Genomic DNA, 19955 nt, shown 5'->3' on the forward strand with positions numbered 1-19955 from the left:
CGACGGGTTCCGCACGATCACACCTGAACCGAGCCTTTGCCCAGCCGGACTTCGTTTCCCGACTTAGGTGGTTCTCCCATGTTCTCTCGTCGCGGTTCCAGCGCGCGCAAAAAGTCCGTGCCCTCGCGATCCGTGCTGGTCGTGATGATCCTCGCACTGTTGGCAGGCGTGATCGGTCCGGCCGCGCACAACGAGACACCGGGCTGGGCCGACGGAGCGGAACGGCTGGCGCAGGCGATGGCGTTGTCGCCCAAGCAGAGGACCGGTTCCGCCTCCGGCCATGACGACGAACAGGGCACGCCGAACGCGGCGGGACCCAAGTCGTTGCAATCGAAGTTCCCCGAGGTGGGTGGGGGCGCCGAGACGCTGCGCGGTAACCAGGTCCGGGTCGCGCAAGGCCCGAGCAACCTCAAGGGTTTCGACAAGGCCACCAGCCGTGAACTTCCCGAGAAGCGCACGGCCAAGGAACGCACTTACGCGAACACCGACGGTACCCAAACCACCGAGTTCAGCCGTGACGACGTCAACTACCAGGCACCCGACGGCAAGTTTGCGCCCATCGACACGGCGATCGTGCCGAACACCGGCAAGCCGGGATGGCGAAACGCCGGAGACAAGGTCGGGCTCGAGTTCGCTCCCACGGCGGCGAAGGATCCCGTCGTCAACGTGATCGTCGACCAGAACCGTCAGTTCGGCTACGCGGTCGACGGCGTCGCCGATTCGGCGGGCGCGGTTTCGGGCAGCAGCATCACCTATCCGTCGGTGAAAGCGGAATCTGATCTTCGCCTCGACGTCTTTCCCGGTGGGGTGAAGGAAACCCTGGTCCTCAAGTCGCCGAACGCCCCGCACAGCTGGATCTTCCCGCTGAAACTGACCGGTCTCAAGCCCGCGATCGTCGACGGCCGGGTGTCGTTGACCGACGAGGGTGGCCAGGAGGTCGCGCAGATTCCGCCCGGCGTGATGAACGACGCCAAACAAGATCCGTCGAGCGGTGACTTCGCGACTTCTCACGGTGTCACCTACCGGCTCATCGAGCACAAGGGGCGGCCCGCCCTGCAGGTGGACCTCGATTCGGCCTGGCTCCGCGATCCCGCCCGGCAGTACCCGGTCGAAGTCGACCCGAGTGTCGACACCGGCAAGGCCAACAACAGCATGGTCGTGCAGAACGGGAGCCGCGGCGACGGCGGATCCGAGCTTAAGGCGGGCACGACCGGAAGCATCAGGGCAGCGAGCTATCTGGCGTTCGACGGTATTCAGGACCGGCTGCGCAATCACAAGATCTTCGGGGCCTACCTCAGCCTCGCCAACTCATGGTCGTGGTCCTGTCAGCCGCGTCCGTTGTCGGTGCACCCGGTCATCGCGCCCTGGGGTAGCGGCGGGGGGTTCCCCGGCCCTGCCTACGGTCCTGCCTTGACCGACTCGTCCTTCGCGCACGGGTTCGTCGGGCGTGGACAGTCCCGTTCCAGTTGCCCGGCGGCCTACGAGCTGATCAATCTCGGTACCCCCGGACGTGATCTGGTGCAGCGCTGGGTCACTGGTGCGCAGGCGAACTACGGCCTCAGCATCCGCGCGTCGGAAACGGATCCCTTCGGCTGGAAGAAGTTCGCCGGGCACCGCACGGTGAACCCGCCCGTTCTCTATGTGACGCACTCAATCTACGACGCCGAGTATCGAGTGGACTCCGGTGTGATCGATCCGCCGGTTACCAAGATCCAGGACGGCAAGATCAAGATCACGGTGACCAACCGGGGAGCCGAGACCTGGACCGGGCCGACTTACGCCCTGGGTTACCGCGCCTTCAAGACGAACGGGCAGCCGGTGGCATCCGTCGAGGCCGCCACCTTGGCCACGGATGTGCCTCGTGGCGGGTCGGTGACGCTCGAAGCCAAGATCAAGGCGATCGAACCAGGGGACTACATCCTCGACTTCAGCATGTTGCGACGCGGAGGCGCTTGGTTCACCGACGAACAGATTCCGCCGATCAGGTTGATGATGAAGGTCATCGACGTGCCACCGGTGGTCAAGGCCCAATATCCGCCGAACGGCTACTCCGCACCGACCTTGACACCGCAGTTGTGGGTCGACGCCGTCGACGTGGACGCGCCGCCGAACACCAACGGCCTGAAGTACCGGTTCGAAATCTGCGAGAGCTACCGGCAGAACCCCGACGGCTCGCAGACCGGGGTTTCGTGCACGGACTCCGGATATGTCGACAAGCGCACTTGGACGGTTCCGAAGAACGCTTTGCGCTGGAGCAAGGACTACCAGTGGCGCGCCTTCGCCTTCGACGGGAACTCCGAAAGCCAGAAGCTCCCGCCGAGCCACCTGCTGACCGCGGTGCCGCAGCCCGAGATCACCTCGCACTTGGCCAACGCGCCGTACAGCGGTGGTCCGTCGGACTTCGATCCTCAGACCGGTAACTACTACTCGAGTGCCGTGGACGCGACCGTTCGGGTCACCGGGCCCGAGCTCAGCGTCGCCCGCACCTACAACAGCCTCGACCCGCGGCGAGACCTGACGTTCGGCGGGGGCTGGTCCACGCGTTACGACATGCGCGTCGTCCCGGATGACGACGGCTCCGGCAACGTCGTCGTCACCTATTCCGACGGGCAGCAGATCCGGTTCGGGCGCAACGCCGACGGTACTTATGCGGCGCCCGAAGGCCGTCAGATGGACTTCCACGCCGAGGTCGAAGGCGCGGGTGGCGGCTGGATGCTGGTCGACAGGTCGGCGACCAGCTACCGGTTCCGGCCCGACGGCAGGCTGATCACCGTCCACGACCAGAACGGCCGGTACATCGAGCTCGACTATGGAACGGTCGACCACCTCAAACGTGTCATCAGCAGGACCAGCGACCGGATCCTTTACTTCAAGTGGACCGGTAACCATGTCACGTCGGTGAGCACGGATCCGATCGACGGCAAGCAGCTCACCTGGAACTACAGCTACGAAGGCGACAAGCTGACCAAGGTCTGCGACCCGTACGGCGGCTGTACCGGATACGAGCAGACCGTCGGCTCTCATTACCGCAGCTCCGTCATCGATTCGCGTCCCGCGTCCTATTGGCGCCTCGGTGAGACCGCCGGCACCGACGCGAACAGCCAGGTGCAGACCAAACTCGGCAAGGACAAGGGGACCTACAAGGACGTCGGGCTGGGCCAGCCGGGCCCGTTGGCGAACGCGAGTGACACTGCGGCGTCGTTCAACGGGACGTCGTCGGTGGTCACCCTGCCGGACGGCACGGTGAAGAAGAACCGCGACCTCGCGATCGAACTCTGGTTCAAGACCACACAAGGCGGCCCTCTCTTCGGGTACCAGAAGGCACGCATCAACGAGACACCGCAGGGCGCTGTTCCCGTGCTGTACGTGGGAACGGACGGGAAGCTGCGAGGGCAGTTCTGGAACGGTGCCGCCGGTCCTATCACGTCGTCGGGTCTGGTCAACGACGATCAATGGCATCACGTCGTGCTCTCCGGTTCCCTCGCCACACAGACGCTTTATTTGGACGGGCAGAAGGTCGGCACGGCCGCCGGTGAGATCCAGCACGACGACATCACCTTCAACCAGGTCGGCGCCGCGTACACGGTGCCGCCGTCGTCGTGGCCGGCCTGGGGTAACGAGCCCCGCCGATTCTTCTCCGGAATGATCGACGAGGTCGCGTTCTACGAGTACCCGCTCGGTCAGACGGCCGCGCTCTCCCATTTCCAGGCGAGAGCGGGTGCGGACCACCTCTCGAAGATCACCTTGCCCAGCGGGCGGGTCGCCGCGAAGCTCGCCTACGACATCGCTGCTGACCGCCTCAGCGAGTTCACGGATCGAAACGGCGGAAACTGGAAGATCGTCTCGCCTGTGGTCACCGGCACGGCGACCAACTTGGTGCGGACAACGCAGGTCACCGATCCCGGGAACCGGCTGCATTTTTACGATTACGACCCTGCCCGCGGCCGCATCCTGCGTTCCATCGCGCCACTCGGACAAGGAATCCGTGCCGAGGACCGGCTGGACAACGTAGGGAAGCCGGCACCGGAGCCCGTACCTGGCTGCCCGCCGACAGGCGGGTTCTGTGGTGGGCCTGTGAACGGGGGCAGTACCTGGGTCGGCGGCCCGGTGATGGGCCTGGGAGTGAGGACCTACGACTATGACGAGAAGGGCTTCCAGACGACCATCAGTGACGAACTGGGTGACCAGGTCGTCCTGACCAATGACGCGCGCGGAAACGTCACCTCCCGCAAGAGCTGCCGGATCGCTCCTGGTGACTGCCAAACGAGCTATTACAGCTACTACTTCAACCCGAACGACGTCACGGACGCGCGAAACGACAAGATTCTTACGTCGCGCGACGCGCGTTCTTCGAACGCCAACGACCCCAGGTTCGCGACGACGTTCACCTATACCGAGGGGTGGAGTCGCGGACTGCTCGCGACCCAGACGACGCCGGATGGCGCCGTCGTCCGGCACGTGTACACCGATGGGACGGAAGCGGCCGTCGGTGGCGGGAACATCCCGAGTGGACTGCTCGAAAAGACCACGGATCCCCGCGGCGGCGAAATCAGCTACTCCTATTACAAGAACGGTGATCTGGCCGAGCTCGTCAACGCGGCGGGCCTGACCACGACGTACACCTACGACATGCTCGGCCGGAAGAAGTCCGAAACCCAGATCAGTGACGCGAACCCCAAGGGGATCACGACCACGTTCACCTACGACCTGCTGTCCAGGCAGGCCACGGCGACCAGCCCGGGATCGAACGACCCGGTCACCGGCGTAACCCATACCGCGCAGCGGAAATCCGAATACGACGCGGACGGGAACGTCATTCGCGACGAGGTCCTCGATCTGACGGGTGGTGACCCGAGCCGCGTCACAAGTACCGCTTATGACGACTTCGGCAGGCCTCGTGAGGTCACGGACGCCGAAGGCAACAAGCGATTCTTCGGGTACGACGGATTCGGTAACCGCACGTGGATGGTCGACCCGATCGGGAACAAGTACGAGTACGCCTACACCGCACGGAACGCGATCGCGGAGGTTCGCCTGCGCGGCTGGCATGGCGGCACGGTCGATGCCGGGACGGGAGAGGGGGACGGTGACGGCGACGGTTCCCCCACGGCCTCACTCACCCTCCAGTCGTTCGCCTACGACTTCGCCGGGCGGTTGATCCGCGAGACGGACGCTGTGGGCCGCACCACCCGCTACCAGTACTACACCGACGACAAGCTGCGAAAGAAGATCGCGACCGATGTGTCGGACCCGGACAACCCGTCGGGTCCCAAGACGAACGTCACACTCAGCGAACTGGCCTACGACGCCGCGGGAAATGTCGTACAGGAGACTCGTCAGGGTGGCGGGGTGACCGCGTACGAATACGACCCCACGGGTCGCCGGACGTCGGAGACCCACGATCCGGACGGCCTGGCCAACCGGAGCGAGTTCCAGTATTCGCTCGGTGGTGACCTGACTTCGGCGACGCATACCGGTCGCAGCTCGAACAGCTCGCGCATCGACGTCGGACGGGTCGAGACCACCGAGTACGGCTATGACACCGCCGGTCGGAAGATCAGCGAGAGTGTCCTCAATGGAGGGTCGCAGAAGTTCACCACCAGCCAGACCTTCGATCAGCGCGGACTCGTCGCGTCGGTCACCGACCCGCGAGGAAACGCGGGCGGTGCCGACAAGGCGGCGTTCACCACGAACTTCGGCTACAACAGCGCCGGGCTTCGGACATCGGTGACCAGTCCCGCGGTGGACGTCGAAAGTGGTGGAAACCCCGCGACACGAACGCGGCCCCAGACGCTGACCGGGTTCAACACCTTCGGTGAGCCGACGGCGACGCGGGATGCCAATGGCCACGTCAGTACGGTGGTTTACGACCGGCTTGGCCATGTCACGGAAGCCTCGTCGCCGGAATACCGCAAACCCGGCGACGCGACCGCGGCCAAGGCGGTGTCGCGGAAGCAGTACGACCCCGCCGGAAAGGTCACCGCAAGCATCGACCCGAAGGGCGCGGTCACCCGATACCGGTACGACCAGCTCGGCAGGGTGCTCGAACGCGTGGATCCGAAGGCCGACGCCGGCGACCAGGAAGGCGGCGTGTGGAAGTACTCGTACACGAACGCCGGCGACCAGCTGTCCGTCACCGACCCGAACGGGGTTCGTCAGGAAACGACCTACGACGAGCTCGGGCGTCCGATCACGGCCACCCAGCTGGAGCGGTACCCGGAGCCCGCGGCGTATACGACGAAGCTTCGCTATGACGCGGCCGGGAACATGAAGTCGACGACCTCGCCTTCCGGGGAGGTCACCCGGTACGGGTACGACGCTCTCGGCCAGCGAACCACCGTCACCGATCCTGCGAACGTCGTGACCCAGCTCGGCTACGACCTCGCGGGGAATCTCGTTCGCACCAGCGATGGAACCGGGAACACGCAGTACACGAGCATCGACGGCGCCGGTCGCCCGACCGGCAGCTTCGATCTCGACCCGAGCGAGCGCATCCTGCGGAAGTCGTCGGCGAGCTACGACCCGGCGGGCAACCGCCTGTCAACCACGGATCCCTATGGGCACACCGTCAAGTTCGCCTATGACGCACAGGGAAGGACTACCCAGCAGGAAGAGCAGGTCTCGGCGACCGACTCCATCATCACCGGCTTCGGTTACGACGCCGCTGGACAGCGGACCCGCATCACCGATGGCCGGCGCAACGCGACAATTCAGACCTACAACTCCTTGAGGTTGCCCGAGTCCGCCATCGAACCCACGACCGCGGCTCATCCTGAGCCGAAGGACCGGACGTGGACGACCGGCTACGATCTCAACGGGCAGCCCACCAATCTGCTCGCACCGGGCGGAGTGACACGGGCCCGCGACTTCGACGCACTCGGCCGGTTGACCGGGGAGACCGGTAGCGGTGCTTCGGAGCCGACGACGGACCGGAAGCGCAGCTTCGACTTCACCGGCAGGCTGACCAGCGTCGATTCGCCTGGCGGGCTCAAGGTCTTCACCTATAACGACAGGGGCGGGCTACTCAACAGCACCGGCCCGACGACCAGGGCGTCGACCTACGAGTACGACAACTCAGGACGCCTTGCCAAGCGAGTCGACACGACCGGGACCTCGTCCTTCACTTACGACAAGGGAAGGCTCGCGACCCAGACTGACGGCTTGACCGGAGTGCGCCAGGCCATCGGCTATGACACGGGTGGCCGTGTCGGGTCGATCGACTACGGAGCGGGCCGGATCAGGTCGTTCGGCTACGACGACTTCGGACGGATGTCCTCGGATACCCTGAAGGGAGCCGACAACGCGACGTTGTCCGGTGTGGCCTACGGCTACGACCTCAACGATCGCCTCACGACGAAGAACACCTCAGGTCCCGAAGGTTCGCGCAGCAATGCCTATGGCTACGACTTCGCCGGCCGGATGACGTCGTGGACGGCCAGCGGAGAGAAGACCGAATACTCGTGGGACAAGTCCGGTAACCGGACCAAGGCGGGTGACCGCGTCGCCACGTTCGACGAGCGGAACCGGCAGCTGACCGACGGGGCCACCACGTTCGCCTGGAGCCCCCGGGGCACGCTCGAATCCCGGACCGAGGCGGGTGGCTCGGTGCAATCGGGGTTCGATGCTTTCGACCGAGCGGTCAAGGAAGGCCCCAGCACCTACGGGTACGACGGCCTCGACCGAATGTCGGTCCGTAATGGACAGACATTCGGTTACGACGGAACCAGCCTGGACCTGATCACCGACGGCGCGGCCAAGTTCGCTCGCGGCGCCGGCGGCCAGCTGCTCGGCCAGCGTTCGGCGGCCGGGGTGTCGCAGGTCGCGGTGACCGACCAGCACGGAGACGTCGTCGCGGGTCTCGACCCCGCCGGTGGCCTGAGCGGGTCGACCAGGTTCGATCCGTTCGGGAAGAAGCTCGGCTCGACCGGGGCGACTTCGACGCTCGGGTACCAGTCCGACTACACCGATCCCGACAGCGGAAACGTGGACATGGGTGCTCGGTGGTACTCGCCGGGGACCGGGACGTTCAACGCGCGGGACGATATCGCGTTGCCGAGCAATCCGTCGGTTGCCTCGAACCGGTACACCTATGGCAATGCGGCTCCGACGAACGGAATTGATCCGGACGGGCATTTCATCCGGTGGGACTGCTTAATCTCCATTGGCTTTTGCGAAGTAGTGGGGCCTAAAGTGCGCGAATGGTTCGGCCCGCCTGGCCCGCCTTCCAGGCCGCAGCTGTCCAGCGGTGGGATTCGGGTCAACGGTAGCTACCTCGACGACGCATCGTTCAACAACTGGGGCCCGGCAAATGGTCCTGGTGAGCCCTCTGGCCACGGTCCTAGCACCGGAACAGGCAAAAGGGGATCAGGTGTAGGCCATGGAAAGGCCACCGGTACTCCAGGCCGAGGCACACCTAAACCGGTAATCGACTATAGAGCGTCTGCGCAGAACGCGGCCAAGAACAACCCGCTACCAGTGCCTCAGGCGGTGACGCAGCCGGTCTATGCGGGTGGCGGTTCTGTCGCGCCAGTGTCCCCGAGCCCGCATCTCCCGGCGATCGCTGTCGGAGGAAGCGCTGCCGCGGACAACAACGTCAACAAGATCACGAATGCCGTGACCGGCGATGGTCCGATCGTCCAGAGTGTCAACCAACTGCCGCCGTCAGAGCTCGGCGGAGCCGGTCGATCGAACAGCGGCGGCGGCTTCCCGTCGGTCTCCGATGTACTCGACGTGATTCTCCCGCCGGGGAGCCTGCTCGGCATGCTCTGGCAGATCGGCAAGGCAGACAGCCCTTCGCAGGCCGTCCATGGTGTTCTCGACCTAATTGGCTATGTCCCCCTTCTCGGTGAAGTGGCAGACCTTTCGAATGCTGCGATGTATGCGAACGAAGGCGATTCGCTGAATGCGGGAATATCCGTGGCTGCCGCAATTCCCTTCCTCGGTTGGGGAGCGGCCGCTTGGAAGTCGGGTAAGCAGGCAGTCAAGGGTGCCGAGAACGTTGCTGAACGCGCGGTCCATGATTTCCCGGTCAATCCGCCCTGCGTAGGTAAGAACAGCTTCGTCCCTGGCACGCGCGTCCTCATGGCGGGCGGTCTGACCAAGCCGATTGAAGAGGTCGAGCTTGGGGACGAGGTCGTCGCGACTGACCCTGAGACCGGTCGCACCGAGTCTCGTCCGGTCGTTGCGACGATCATCGGTGAAGGCCAGAAGAACCTTGTCCGCGTGTTCATCGATGTCGATGGTGCTGCGGGTGACGAGGTTGGCAGTGTCACCGCGACTGATGAACATCCGTTTTGGTTGCAAGAGGAAAATAAGTGGGTCAACGCGACGGATCTCAAGTCCGGTGATGTCCTGCGTGCCATTGACGGAGCAGAGGTGAGAATCGTTGGTACTGACGAATGGTCCGTGTCGCGGTCTCGAGTTTATAACTTGACCGTCGGTGGAATTCACACCTACTATGTGAACTTTGACAGAACCTCTGCGCTAGTTCACAACAGTAATAACGAATGCAATCTTTCCAGCCCTAATCCTCTGCCGAAATCCATAAATCGTCAGTATGACGAGGTTCGCGCCGGAAATGGAACGCCGAGGGTTGATCCGCGGACGGGAAAACAAACCATCTTCGAAGCTCGAGGAATGTCGCCAAAGCAAGCTGGGCAGTGGAAAGACTCGTTGGAGTGGGATGTCCCCGGAACCAAGCATCGAATTCTTGAGCGTCCGGACGGCAAGTTGGGTTACGTTCTTGATCATGACTATTCGTCGCCATTTCTTTTTCCTGCGCCGTGGTACCCTGAAGGTGGCAAGATTCCGAAGCGCCTCGGGGGATGACCGTGAGGGGTGACTGTGGATCTGAATGGGTTGGAGGGGTACGAGTGTCTGGCCCGCTTTTCTGGCGGTTTGCTGTGGTTGAAGAAGAGGGCGATGAGCGCCTGTTCTCGGCCCTTGGCGTCTCTGACTTTTTTGTGGCGCACGAGGCGCGGAAAGCTGCCTGGAGGGAATTTTGGTTGCTAGGCTGCGCGGCAACTTCTGATGGTTGGGAGAAAAGAAATCTCGTCGGCTGGCCCGGAAATATAGAGGTTGTGATCATAGATCGCCTGAGCCGGTCAATCGGATCGTATTATGTCGGCGGCTCCAGTATAAAAGGGATTCGGCGTCAAGGCGGCGATAGGGCGCTTGTCGACATTAGGTTGAGTGGATTCTTTCATCGCGTGCCAACTGTGGGAGCGGAAGGGCTCTGGGAGGATCGCCGCCAGGGAGTGCCTCTGGAAGTGGCCGAGTGGAAAGTCCTGTCAGAGATCGACAGGATCGCTTGGTTGGAGGTGGCCCGAATTATGGCAAGTTCATCTCAAGGCGTCGATGACCTGTCCGGAAAGACCTTTGTACTCGATGGTGAAGTAATTGCTGACAGTAGTAGTTTCTATTGTGCTTTTGGTGAACTAGTGAACGGTCCTGCGGGTTATTTTGGATCTGATGTAAATTCTTTGGCAGATTGTTTGTCGGGAGGATTTGGCGTGGTTCCACCCTTTACTGTTGCGTGGAAGGCTTCGAGTCACTCTGCGACCCTTATGGGTGACGATTTTGATGAAATTACAGCATTGTTTACAGAAAGGGGTGTTAACTTGATTCTCGAATAGGGCCCTGCTGGAGCTATAGTTAAAAACCGACAGTCGCCTTCTGGATCTTCACCGGCTTAGCGGGCAGTCCGTCGGCGGGGCCGTTCGGGTCCGTCGGGATGATCCCGGCGGCCACGATCTTGTCCAGGACCTCCATGCCCCGCACGACCTTGCCCATCACCGAGTAGTTCTTCGGGATGTTCGCGAACGAGTGCACGATGAAGAATTCGCTGCCGTTGGTGCCGGGGCCCTGGTTGCCCATGGCGATGGTGCCGCGTTCGTAGGTCTCGGTGCCGTCGACCTCGTCCGGGAACTTGTAGCCCGGGCCGCCCTTTTCGGCTTCGTAGATGTCGCCGCACTGGAGGACGCCGAGTCGTGAGGAGTTCGTCAGGCGCCAGCACTGGCTGTGGTCGTAGAACCGCTGCAGGGCCAGGCTCGCCAGGTTGTGCGCGGCGCACGGAGCAGCGCCGGCGCGGTTCAGGCGCACGGTGACGGGGCCGTAGTTGAAGCGGAACGTGACGTCGATGGTGCCGCGGGTCAGTGCGAAGGGGATCGGCCGGAAGACCGGGCGGGCGGCGGGGTTCTCCGGGGTCGGCGTGAACTCGCAGCGCACGATCGGCAGGGAGGCCGAAGCAGCGGGCGCGGCCGTGGCCACACCGGGCAGCAGGACGGCGGCGAGAGCGGAGACGACGGCGGTGACACCCCAGCGCAGCTTCATGAGGGGGAACCTAACTCAAAAGGGTGGTCATCGGGTAGCGATCACGCGCGTTGGGGGTCGTGAGTGATTTGGGCCGTTAGAACGACCCAAATCACTCACGACCAACGGAGCCCCTCTTGTTCACCGCCGCGTACCTCGCCCTCACGCTTGTCCTGCTTCCACCCACCGAGATCCGCCCCGACCAGGTCGAGCACATTGCCCTGCCCTGCGCCCAGGCTGGCCCGTCGGCCGAAGACGCCGACACCGCGCGGGCGCTCAACCAGCAACTCCACACCAAAATGCGCGGCTACATGAACGCGTACAACACCTCGTGCGCCAGAGCCGTCGTCGACTCCGTCCAGAGAGCGGGCCTCAACGAACGCGCGGCGGCCATCGCCGTCGCCACCGTGATCGTCGAGTCGAGTATCGCCAACCTCGACGGCGGGCTCGGCGACTCGGTCGGGCTCTTCCAGCAGCGGGCGAGCTGGGGTTCCTTCGAACAGCGGACCGACCCGGTCTGGGCCACCGGCAAGTTCCTCGCCGTGATGCGGCACTTCTTCCCGAACGGCTCGTGGAACAACGTCGCCATCGGGGACGTCGCGGCGGCGGTCCAGCGGCCAGCGGCGAAGTACCGGTACCGCTACGGGGTCGAGGCCGACGACGCGGTCAAGATCGTCGGCGAGCTCTGGGCCCCGGACGGCAATCGGCCCCCGTCCTCGGAAGAGGGCGGGGGCCGATAGAGCCGTGAAGGAACTACTTGCGCCAGGCCGTGCGCCGCTTGCGGATGTCCAGCACCAGGCCGAACATCATCAGCAACGACAGGCCGATCAGCCACAGGTTTTCGGTCCAGCCATGGTGGTTGCCGTACAGCATCACCAGCAGGATGATCGCGCTCAGCCAGCCCGCGATCCGCGTCGCCTTCGGGAAGGAGCCGTGCCAGCCCCATTCGGCCGACGGCTCGTCGCGGGGATCGACGGTGTCGACGCCCACCCGGCCGCGCTTTTCGACCGCCTTGCTCGCCACGATCAACTCCTCAAGACCCGGTGGTTCACTTGCCCGCGAATGATCCCACACCTGGCTGCACGCGCCCGACGGGCCCCGCGCGACAATGAGTCCCGATGACTACCTCGCGAAGTGTGCTCGTGCTCGGTTCGACCGGTTCGGTCGGCGCCCAGGCTCTCGACGTCGCGGCCCGTAACCCGGATTTGTTCCGGGTCGCCGGGATCGCCGCGGGCGGCTCCGACCCCGCGGCGCTGGCCGCGCAGGCACTGGCCCACCGGGTCGACGCTGTCGCCGTCAGCAGGCCGACAGCCGTGGAAGACCTGCAGCTCGCGCTGTACGCCGAGGCGCAGAAGAGCGGCTACTCCAGCGGCGACTTCAAACTCCCGCGCATCTTCGCGGGGGCCGACGCGGTCGTCGAGATGATCGACGCCGTCCCGGTCGACGTCGTCCTCAACGCGCTCCCCGGCTCCCAGGGGCTCCCGCCGACCCTGCGCGCGCTGGCCACCGGCGCCACGCTGGCGCTCGCCAACAAGGAGTCGCTGATCGCGGGCGGCCCGCTGGTGCTGGCCGCGGCCAAGGCCGGCCAGATCGTGCCGGTCGACTCCGAGCATTCCGCGATCGCGCAGGCCCTGCGAGCCGGTCGCGAGTCCGAGGTCGCCCGGCTGGTCCTCACCGCGTCGGGCGGGCCGTTCCGCGGCCGCGAGCGCGCGGAGCTCGCCGATGTCACGGTCGAACAGGCCATGGCGCATCCGACCTGGTCGATGGGGCCCCTCATCACGATCAACTCGTCCACCCTTGTCAACAAGGGGCTGGAGCTGATCGAGGCGAAACTGCTCTTCGACATCGAGACGGACCGCATCGACGTGGTCGTCCACCCGCAGTCGATCATTCACTCGATGGTGACTTTCGTGGACGGCTCGACGATCGCCCAGGCCAGCCCGCCCGACATGCGGCTGCCCATCGCCCTGGCACTGCACTGGCCGGACCGTGTCCCCGGCGCGGCGGCCGCGTGCGTCTGGGACAAGCCCGCGAGCTGGACTTTCGAGCCGCTGGACAACGAGGCGTTCCCCGCCGTCGAGCTGGCGAGACACGCCGGGACCGTCGGTGGCTGCGTCCCGGCGGTCTACAACGCGGCAAACGAGGAATTGGTGGCCGCGTTCCTCGCACAGAACACCGGCTTCACCTCGATTGTGGACACTATTGCCCAGGTGGTGGAAGCCGCCGACGAGTGGCGTCGCGAGCCTCGCGACGTGGATGACGTACTTGCTGCCGAGCGCTGGGCTCGCGCGCGTGCCGGTGCGATGATCGGTAAGGGGAAGTAGCGCGTGGTCTTCATTCTCGGGATCGTGCTGTTCGCGCTGGGCATCTGCCTGTCCGTCGCGCTGCACGAAGCCGGCCACATGTGGGCGGCCAAGGCCTTCGGCATGAAGGTCCGGCGGTACTTCATCGGCTTCGGCCCGACCGTTTTCTCCTTCCGGCGCGGCGAGACCGAGTACGGCGTCAAGTGGATCCCGCTCGGCGGGTTCTGTGACATCGCCGGCATGACCGCGCTCGACGAGGTGACGCCGGAGGAGTCGAAGCGCGCGATGTGGCGCTTCAAGACTTGGAAGCGCACCGTCGTCATGTCGGCGGGCTCGGCGATGCACTTCATCCTTGGGTTCGTCATCCTGTACCTGATGGCCGTCACCATGGGCCTGCCGAACCCGGCCGCGCAGGCCGCGCCCACCGAGGCGGTGATCAGCGCCACGTCGTGCGCCCGTGCGGCCACGACCATGGAGCAGCTCAACGACACGGCCTGCCCGGCGAACGCGCCGACCCCGGCGAAGACGGCCGGACTTCTGGCCGGTGACAAGGTCCTGTCCGTCGCGGGCAAGCCGGTGAAGACCTGGCGCGACATGCTCGCCGCCGTCCAGGTCGCCAGCGGCCCGACGCCGTTCGTCGTCGAGCGCAACGGGCAGCAGCTGAACCTGATGGTCGACGTGCCGCGGGTGCAGCGCCTGGTCGCCGACGGTTCCAACAACACCGTCGTCAAGGACGTCGGCATGATCGGCGCCTCACCGATCCAGAACACCGCACCGCCGATGCTGACCTACGGCCCGGTCGACGCGGTCGGGGCGACCTTCGGCTTCACCGGCACGATGTTCTCCGAGACGGCGAAGCGGCTGATCGAGTTCCCGTCGCGGATCCCGGCGGTGGTGGACTCCATCTTCGGCGGTGAGCGCGACCCGAACACCCCGGTCAGCGTCGTCGGCGCCAGCCGCATCGGTGGCGAGGCCGCCGAGCGCGGTCTGTGGGAGATCTTCGTGCTCCTGCTGGCGAGCCTGAACTTCTTCATTGGCGTGTTCAACCTGCTGCCGCTGCTTCCGCTCGACGGCGGGCATATCGCGGTCGTCTGGTACGAGCGGGTCCGTGACTGGTTCCGGAAAATGCGGGGCAAGGCGGCGGGTGGTCCGGTCGACTACACGAAGCTCTCCGCGGTCACGATGGTGCTCGTCTTCATCGGTGGCGCGGTGACTCTGCTCACCGTTACTGCCGACATCGTGAACCCGGTCAAGCTGTTCCAGTGACGGGGACCTCTGTATACGGAGCGCGCTGTCAGCACCATTGGGCTGCCCAGGTAATGCTGCTCACCGTGACGGCTGACGTCGTGTCTGTCCGCCGATCGGGGTAGGTACGCTTGAAGGCGTGACTGTCGCTCTAGGTATGCCAGCGCTTCCTCCTCCCGTCCTCTCCGAGCGTCGTAAGACCCGACAGTTGCAGGTCGGGCCGGTCGGCGTCGGGAGCGAGCACCCGATTTCGGTGCAGTCGATGACCACCACCCTCACCTCCGACGTCAACGCGACCCTGCAGCAGATCGCCGAACTGACCGCTGCGGGCTGTGACATCGTCCGTGTCGCGTGCCCGTCCGCCGACGACGCCGAAGCGCTGGCCTCGATCGCCAGGAAGTCGCAGATCCCGGTGATCGCCGACATCCACTTCCAGCCGAAGTACGTTTTCGCCGCGATCGAGGCGGGCTGCGCGGCTGTTCGGGTGAATCCGGGCAACATCCGGAAGTTCGACGACCAGGTCAAGGAGATCGCCAAGGCCGCGAAGGACCACGGCACCCCGATCCGGATCGGCGTCAACGCGGGTTCGCTCGACAAGCGGATCATGGACAAGTACGGCAAGGCGACCCCGGAGGCGCTGGCCGAATCCGCGCTGTGGGAGGCGTCGCTGTTCGCCGAGCACGACTTCTACGACGTCAAGATCTCCGTGAAGCACAACGACCCGGTGGTCATGGTGCGTGCGTACGAGATTTTGGCCGAGCAGTGCGACTACCCGCTGCACCTCGGCGTCACCGAGGCGGGCCCGGCGTTCCAGGGCACCATCAAGTCGGCCGTGGCCTTCGGCGCCCTGCTGCGCCAGGGCATCGGCGACACCATCCGTGTTTCGCTGTCCGCGCCGCCGGTGGAAGAGGTCAAGGTCGGGATCCAGATCCTGCAGTCGCTGAACCTCAAGGAGCGCAAGCTCGAAATCGTGTCCTGCCCGTCGTGCGGCCGCGCGCAGGTCGACGTCTACACGCTCGCCGAGCAGGTCACCGCCGGGCTCGAAGGGATGGAGATTCCGCTGCGCGTCGCGGTCATGGGTTGCGTTGTCAACGGCCCCGGCGAGGCACGCGAGGCCGATCTCGGCGTCGCTTCGGGCAACGGCAAGGGTCAGATCTTCGTCAAGGGCGAGGTCATCAAGACCGTGCCCGAGCACGCCATCGTCGAGACGCTGATCGAAGAAGCCATGCGGATCGCCGAAGAGTCGGGCCAGACCATCGGCGAGGGAGAGCCCACCGTCACGGTCGGCTGAGGTGGTCGAGTAGGCATGTCAGGAAAGACCCTTTCAGGACGAAAAGTGTCATGAAAGGGTCTTTCCTGACATCGGGGAGCTGATCGTGGCCCCCGCCAGCCAAGGCTGTCTCAGCGTGTCGTAAAGCTTGCGTTCCGTTTACGCCGCCGATCTGGCACCCTGGAGTGGTGTTGCGGCTTGCAGGTGCACGGCTGCTCGATGATCGGGACTATCCGGCGGTCCGTGCCGCGCTCGCCGCGGACCCGGTCGGCAGCTGCATGGTCAGTGCCAGGGTGGAGACCGCGGGTCTCGACCCCTGGCGGCTCGGTGGTGAGCTCTGGGCCGCCGATTCCCGTCCCGTGCGGGCGGGCAGGCTCCAGGGGCTGTGCTTCTCCGGGCCGAATCTGATCCCCTTGCGCGGCAACGCCTCCGCGTTGCGTTCCTTCGCCGATCGAGCCCTGCGCCGCCAGCGGAGCTGTTCGTCGCTGGTCGGCCCGGCCGAGCAGGTCCTCGGACTGTGGGACGAACTCGAGCCGGAATGGGGTCCCGCCCGCGAGGTCCGGCACGACCAGCCGCTGATGGCGCTCGACGGGACGCCGTCCGTTGCCGCCGATCCGCTGGTCCGCACGGTCCGGCCGGAAGAACTCGACAGATACCTTCCCGCCGCGATAGCCATGTTCGTCGAAGAGGTCGGAGTCGACCCGCGCAACGGCGACGGTGGTGCCGGTTATCGCGCCCGTGTCGCGGAACTGATCGCCGGTGGCCGCGCGTTCGCGCGGTTCGAGGACGGCGAGGTCGTCTTCAAGGCCGAGATCGGCGCGATGTCGTCCACGGTCGGCCAGATCCAGGGCGTCTGGGTCCATCCGGAACGCCGCGGTGGCGGGCTCGGCACCGCCGCGACGGCGTCGGTGGTGAACAGGCTCGTGCGTGGGATGGGCCGCACCGCGAGCCTGTACGTCAACGCCTACAACGGCCCGGCGCTCGCCGCCTACCGCAGGATCGGCTTCCAGCAGGTCGGGCAGTACGCGACGGTTCTCTTCTAGACCGGCGTTTCGGCCGGGCGGAAACCGCCGGGACTGGCAGGATCCGGGGGCATGCCAGCAGGTCGCCGTGTCGTTGCCGTCATGCTCGCGGGCGTGGTGGCCCTCTCCGCCGCCGGCTGCGGCCTGTTCGCCGATTCCGGTCCCGAAGACGCCGTTTCCGGCTTCCTGGACGGACTCTCTTCCGGTGACGTCGCCGCCGCCGCGTTCTTCACCGATTCGCCGGATTCCGCCCGGTCATCGATGGAGCTGGCACGGAAGGCGCTTTCCCCGGAGTCGATCAAGGTCGCCGAAACGAAGGTCCAGCACGCGTCCGGCGCGGACGACGGGACGGCGACCTACCAGCTCACCTGGAACCTGCCGCGTGGCCGCGCCTGGACGTACCAGGCCGACGCGCAGGTGCGTTCCACTCAGAACGGCTGGAAGGTGCGCTGGCTGCCCACCGTCCTCCACCCGCAACTGGCCGCGCAGCAGACCATCGCGCTGAAATCCGAACCGCCGGACCTCGCGCCCGTGCTGGATCGCGACGGCATGCCGTTGCTGCGCCCGCAGACCGTCGTCGGCGTGGTGCTCGATCCGGCGAAGGCCGGTGACCTGGTGGCGGTCTCCGACAAACTCGGTGCCGCGCTCAACCGGTTCGAGGCGTCGGTGACCGGGCAGTCGATCCGCGACGGGGTGAAGGCGCTCAAACCGGGTGACGGCTATCCGGTGGTGAGCCTGCGCGGCACTGACTACCAACAGGTGAAACCCGAGATCTACGACCTGCCCGGCGTCCGGTTCAGTCAACAGGACAGGCTGCTGCCCGAAGACAAGAACTCCGGCAAGCAGGTGCTGCCCGCCGTCCGCTCGCTCGTCGAGGACCAGGTGGAGGGCGCGGCGGGCTGGCGCGTCGTCACCCTCGACGCGGGTGGCGGCGAGAGCACCGAACTGCAGATCGAGCATCCCAAACCGGCGCCCGCGGTCGTCAGCACGCTGAGCGTGAAGGCGCAGGGTTCGGCGGAGCGCGCGCTGGCGCCGGTCCCGACGGCCGCAGCGCTGGTCGCGATCCAGCCGTCGACCGGCGAACTACTGGCCGTCGCGCAGAACGCCCCGGCCGACACGCAGGGAGCGCTGGCGCTCAGCGGCCGGTTCCCGCCGGGGTCCACGTTCAAGATCGCGACCGCGGTGGCGGCGCTGTCGGCGGGGCAGGTCAAGGCGGACAGTCCGGTCGACTGCCCCGGCACGGCCACCTTCGAGAACCGGACGGTGCCGAACGAGGGCAAGTTCGCGCTCGGTGTCGTCCCGCTGTCCAAGGCGTTCGCCAAATCCTGCAACACGACGTTCGCGAAGCTCGCGACGGACCTGCCGCCTGCGGCGCTGACCGACGCCGCACGCGACCTCGGCATCGGCGCGGACTTCGTCGTCCCTGGCCTGACCACGATCACCGGATCCGTGCCGCCCGCGAACACCGTCGCGCAGCGCGCGGAGAACGGGTTCGGCCAGGGGACCGTCGTGACGAGCCCGTTCGGGATGGCGATCGCCGCGGCGGCGGTCCAGTCGGGGAAGGTCCCCGTGCCGACGCTGGTGCGGGGGATGGCGGCGACGTCGTCCGGTCTCGGCAAGCCGATCCGGCCGGAGGTGCTCGACGCCGTCCGCGCCATGATGCGCGAGGTCGTCACCGACGGCACCGCGACCCTGCTCAAGCCGCTGCCCGACGTCCGGGGCAAAACCGGGACGGCGCAGTTCGGCGACGGGACGCACTCGCACGGCTGGTTCGTCGGGTACACCGGTGACCTGGCGTTCGCGGTGCTGCTCACCGACGCCGGGACGTCCAAACCGGCGGTCGAGGCCGCGCAGCGCTTCCTGACGGGGCTGGGCTAGCGAGCAGGTCGTAGGCTGGACGCATGTCCGTTCGTTCCCCCTTGAAGCCCGGCGTCCAGACGCCGAGGCGACTCGTCCCCGCCAGTATCGCCCGTCCCGAGTACGTCGACAGGCCGGCGCCGAAACGCGATACGGGCAACGGGGTCCGCACGCCCGAGGTGATCGAGGCGATGCGTGTCGCGAGCCGCATCGCGGCGCAGGCGCTGGAGGAGGGCGGCAAGGCCGTCAAACCCGGTGCGACCACGGACGACATCGACAAGGTGATCCACGAGTTCCTCCTGGACAACCACGCCTACCCGTCCACGCTGGGCTACCGCGCCTTCCCGAAGTCGTGCTGCACCTCGCTCAACGAGGTGATCTGCCACGGCATCCCGGACTCGACGGTGATCGAGGACGGCGACATCTGCAACATCGACGTCACCGCGTTCATCGGCGGCGTCCACGGCGACACCAACGCGACGTTCCTGGCGGGCGACGTCTCCGAAGAGGCGCGGCTGCTGGTCGAGCGCACCCGCGAGGCGACGCTGCGTGCCATCAAGGCCGTCCGGCCCGGCAGGCAGCTCAACGTGATCGGCCGCGTCATCGAGGCGTACGCGAAGCGGTTCGGCTACGGCGTCGTACGCGACTTCACCGGCCACGGCGTCGGCCCGGCGTTCCACACCGCGCCGACCGTGCTGCACTACGAGGAGCCGTCGGTCGACACGGTCATCGAGCAGGGCATGACCTTCACGATCGAGCCGATGATCACCCTCGGCACCATCGACTACGACATCTGGGCGGACGACTGGACCGTCACCACCAAGGACAAGAAGTGGACCGCGCAGTTCGAGCACACCCTCGTGGTGACCGAGGACGGCGCCGAAATCCTGACCCTGCCCTGACCTGAGCCTCGCCTGAAGTACGTGAAGGCCCCCTTCCTTGCGCCTA

At 65.8% G+C, this 19955-nt stretch carries 11 protein-coding genes; 9 read left to right on the plus strand and 2 right to left on the minus strand.

Annotation, left to right across the window (positions count from 1 at the left end):
* The first annotated feature begins 78 nt into the window (after positions 1-78).
* Both AB0M65_RS14800 and AB0M65_RS14805 read left to right on the plus strand, forming a co-directional pair.
* Complete coding sequence (locus AB0M65_RS14800; protein ID WP_364026976.1) at positions 79-9828, plus strand: polymorphic toxin-type HINT domain-containing protein; 9750 nt, start codon at positions 79-81, stop codon at positions 9826-9828.
* Positions 9829-9872: 44 nt separating this feature from the next.
* Entirely contained in the window at positions 9873-10634 is a 762-nt protein-coding gene (locus AB0M65_RS14805) for a barstar family protein (protein WP_364026979.1), read from the plus strand.
* Positions 10635-10653: 19 nt separating this feature from the next.
* Here the strand turns inward: AB0M65_RS14805 and AB0M65_RS14810 are convergent, their stop codons facing one another.
* Positions 10654-11331 (minus strand): peptidylprolyl isomerase, encoded by a 678-nt coding sequence (locus tag AB0M65_RS14810; RefSeq protein ID WP_364026982.1) that lies wholly within the window; start codon positions 11329-11331, stop codon positions 10654-10656.
* 116 nt (positions 11332-11447) lie between these two features.
* Between AB0M65_RS14810 and AB0M65_RS14815 the strand changes: the two genes are divergently transcribed.
* A complete protein-coding gene (locus AB0M65_RS14815; protein WP_364026985.1) occupies positions 11448-12050 on the plus strand; it encodes a hypothetical protein in 603 nt (200 codons plus the stop codon).
* 13 nt (positions 12051-12063) lie between these two features.
* Here the strand turns inward: AB0M65_RS14815 and AB0M65_RS14820 are convergent, their stop codons facing one another.
* Positions 12064-12333 carry a DUF2631 domain-containing protein gene (locus tag AB0M65_RS14820; RefSeq protein WP_364026987.1) on the minus strand — a complete coding sequence of 90 codons (270 nt, stop codon included), beginning with the start codon at positions 12331-12333 and terminating at the stop codon, positions 12064-12066.
* Between the two features lie 95 nt (positions 12334-12428).
* Between AB0M65_RS14820 and dxr the strand changes: the two genes are divergently transcribed.
* The 6 genes from dxr to map all read left to right on the plus strand — a co-directional run bounded on the left by dxr (position 12429) and on the right by map (position 19909).
* The gene (gene dxr, locus AB0M65_RS14825) at positions 12429-13634 is read left to right on the plus strand and encodes a 1-deoxy-D-xylulose-5-phosphate reductoisomerase (protein WP_364026990.1); all 1206 of its coding nucleotides are present in this window, start codon (positions 12429-12431) and stop codon (positions 13632-13634) included.
* A 3-nt stretch (positions 13635-13637) separates the two neighbouring features.
* Positions 13638-14879 carry a site-2 protease family protein gene (locus AB0M65_RS14830; protein WP_364026993.1) on the plus strand — a complete coding sequence of 414 codons (1242 nt, stop codon included), beginning with the start codon at positions 13638-13640 and terminating at the stop codon, positions 14877-14879.
* 118 nt (positions 14880-14997) lie between these two features.
* A complete protein-coding gene (gene ispG / locus AB0M65_RS14835; protein WP_364026996.1) occupies positions 14998-16149 on the plus strand; it encodes a flavodoxin-dependent (E)-4-hydroxy-3-methylbut-2-enyl-diphosphate synthase in 1152 nt (383 codons plus the stop codon).
* Between the two features lie 167 nt (positions 16150-16316).
* Positions 16317-17171: a GNAT family N-acetyltransferase gene (locus AB0M65_RS14840; protein ID WP_364026999.1), complete on the plus strand. Its 855-nt coding sequence runs from the start codon at positions 16317-16319 to the stop codon at positions 17169-17171.
* A gap of 51 nt (positions 17172-17222) precedes the next feature.
* Complete coding sequence (locus tag AB0M65_RS14845; RefSeq protein ID WP_364027002.1) at positions 17223-19028, plus strand: penicillin-binding transpeptidase domain-containing protein; 1806 nt, start codon at positions 17223-17225, stop codon at positions 19026-19028.
* A gap of 23 nt (positions 19029-19051) precedes the next feature.
* Positions 19052-19909, plus strand: a complete 858-nt coding sequence (gene map / locus AB0M65_RS14850; RefSeq protein WP_364027006.1) for a type I methionyl aminopeptidase — start codon at positions 19052-19054, stop codon at positions 19907-19909.
* The last annotated feature ends 46 nt before the right edge of the window (positions 19910-19955 follow it).

It is taken from the genome of Amycolatopsis sp. NPDC051071, assembly GCF_040682875.1.
Classification (GTDB): Bacteria; Actinomycetota; Actinomycetes; order Mycobacteriales; family Pseudonocardiaceae; genus Amycolatopsis.

What these genes read in the sequence shown, in the direction of transcription:
- AB0M65_RS14800 (WP_364026976.1), top strand. Translation starts at nt 79, where the DNA reads ATGTTCTCTCGTCGCGGTTCCAGCGCGCGCAAAAAGTCCGTGCCCTCG.
- AB0M65_RS14810 (WP_364026982.1), bottom strand. Translation starts at nt 11,331, where the DNA reads ATGAAGCTGCGCTGGGGTGTCACCGCCGTCGTCTCCGCTCTCGCCGCC.
- dxr (WP_364026990.1), top strand. Translation starts at nt 12,429, where the DNA reads ATGACTACCTCGCGAAGTGTGCTCGTGCTCGGTTCGACCGGTTCGGTC.
- AB0M65_RS14845 (WP_364027002.1), top strand. Translation starts at nt 17,223, where the DNA reads ATGCCAGCAGGTCGCCGTGTCGTTGCCGTCATGCTCGCGGGCGTGGTG.
- map (WP_364027006.1), top strand. Translation starts at nt 19,052, where the DNA reads ATGTCCGTTCGTTCCCCCTTGAAGCCCGGCGTCCAGACGCCGAGGCGA.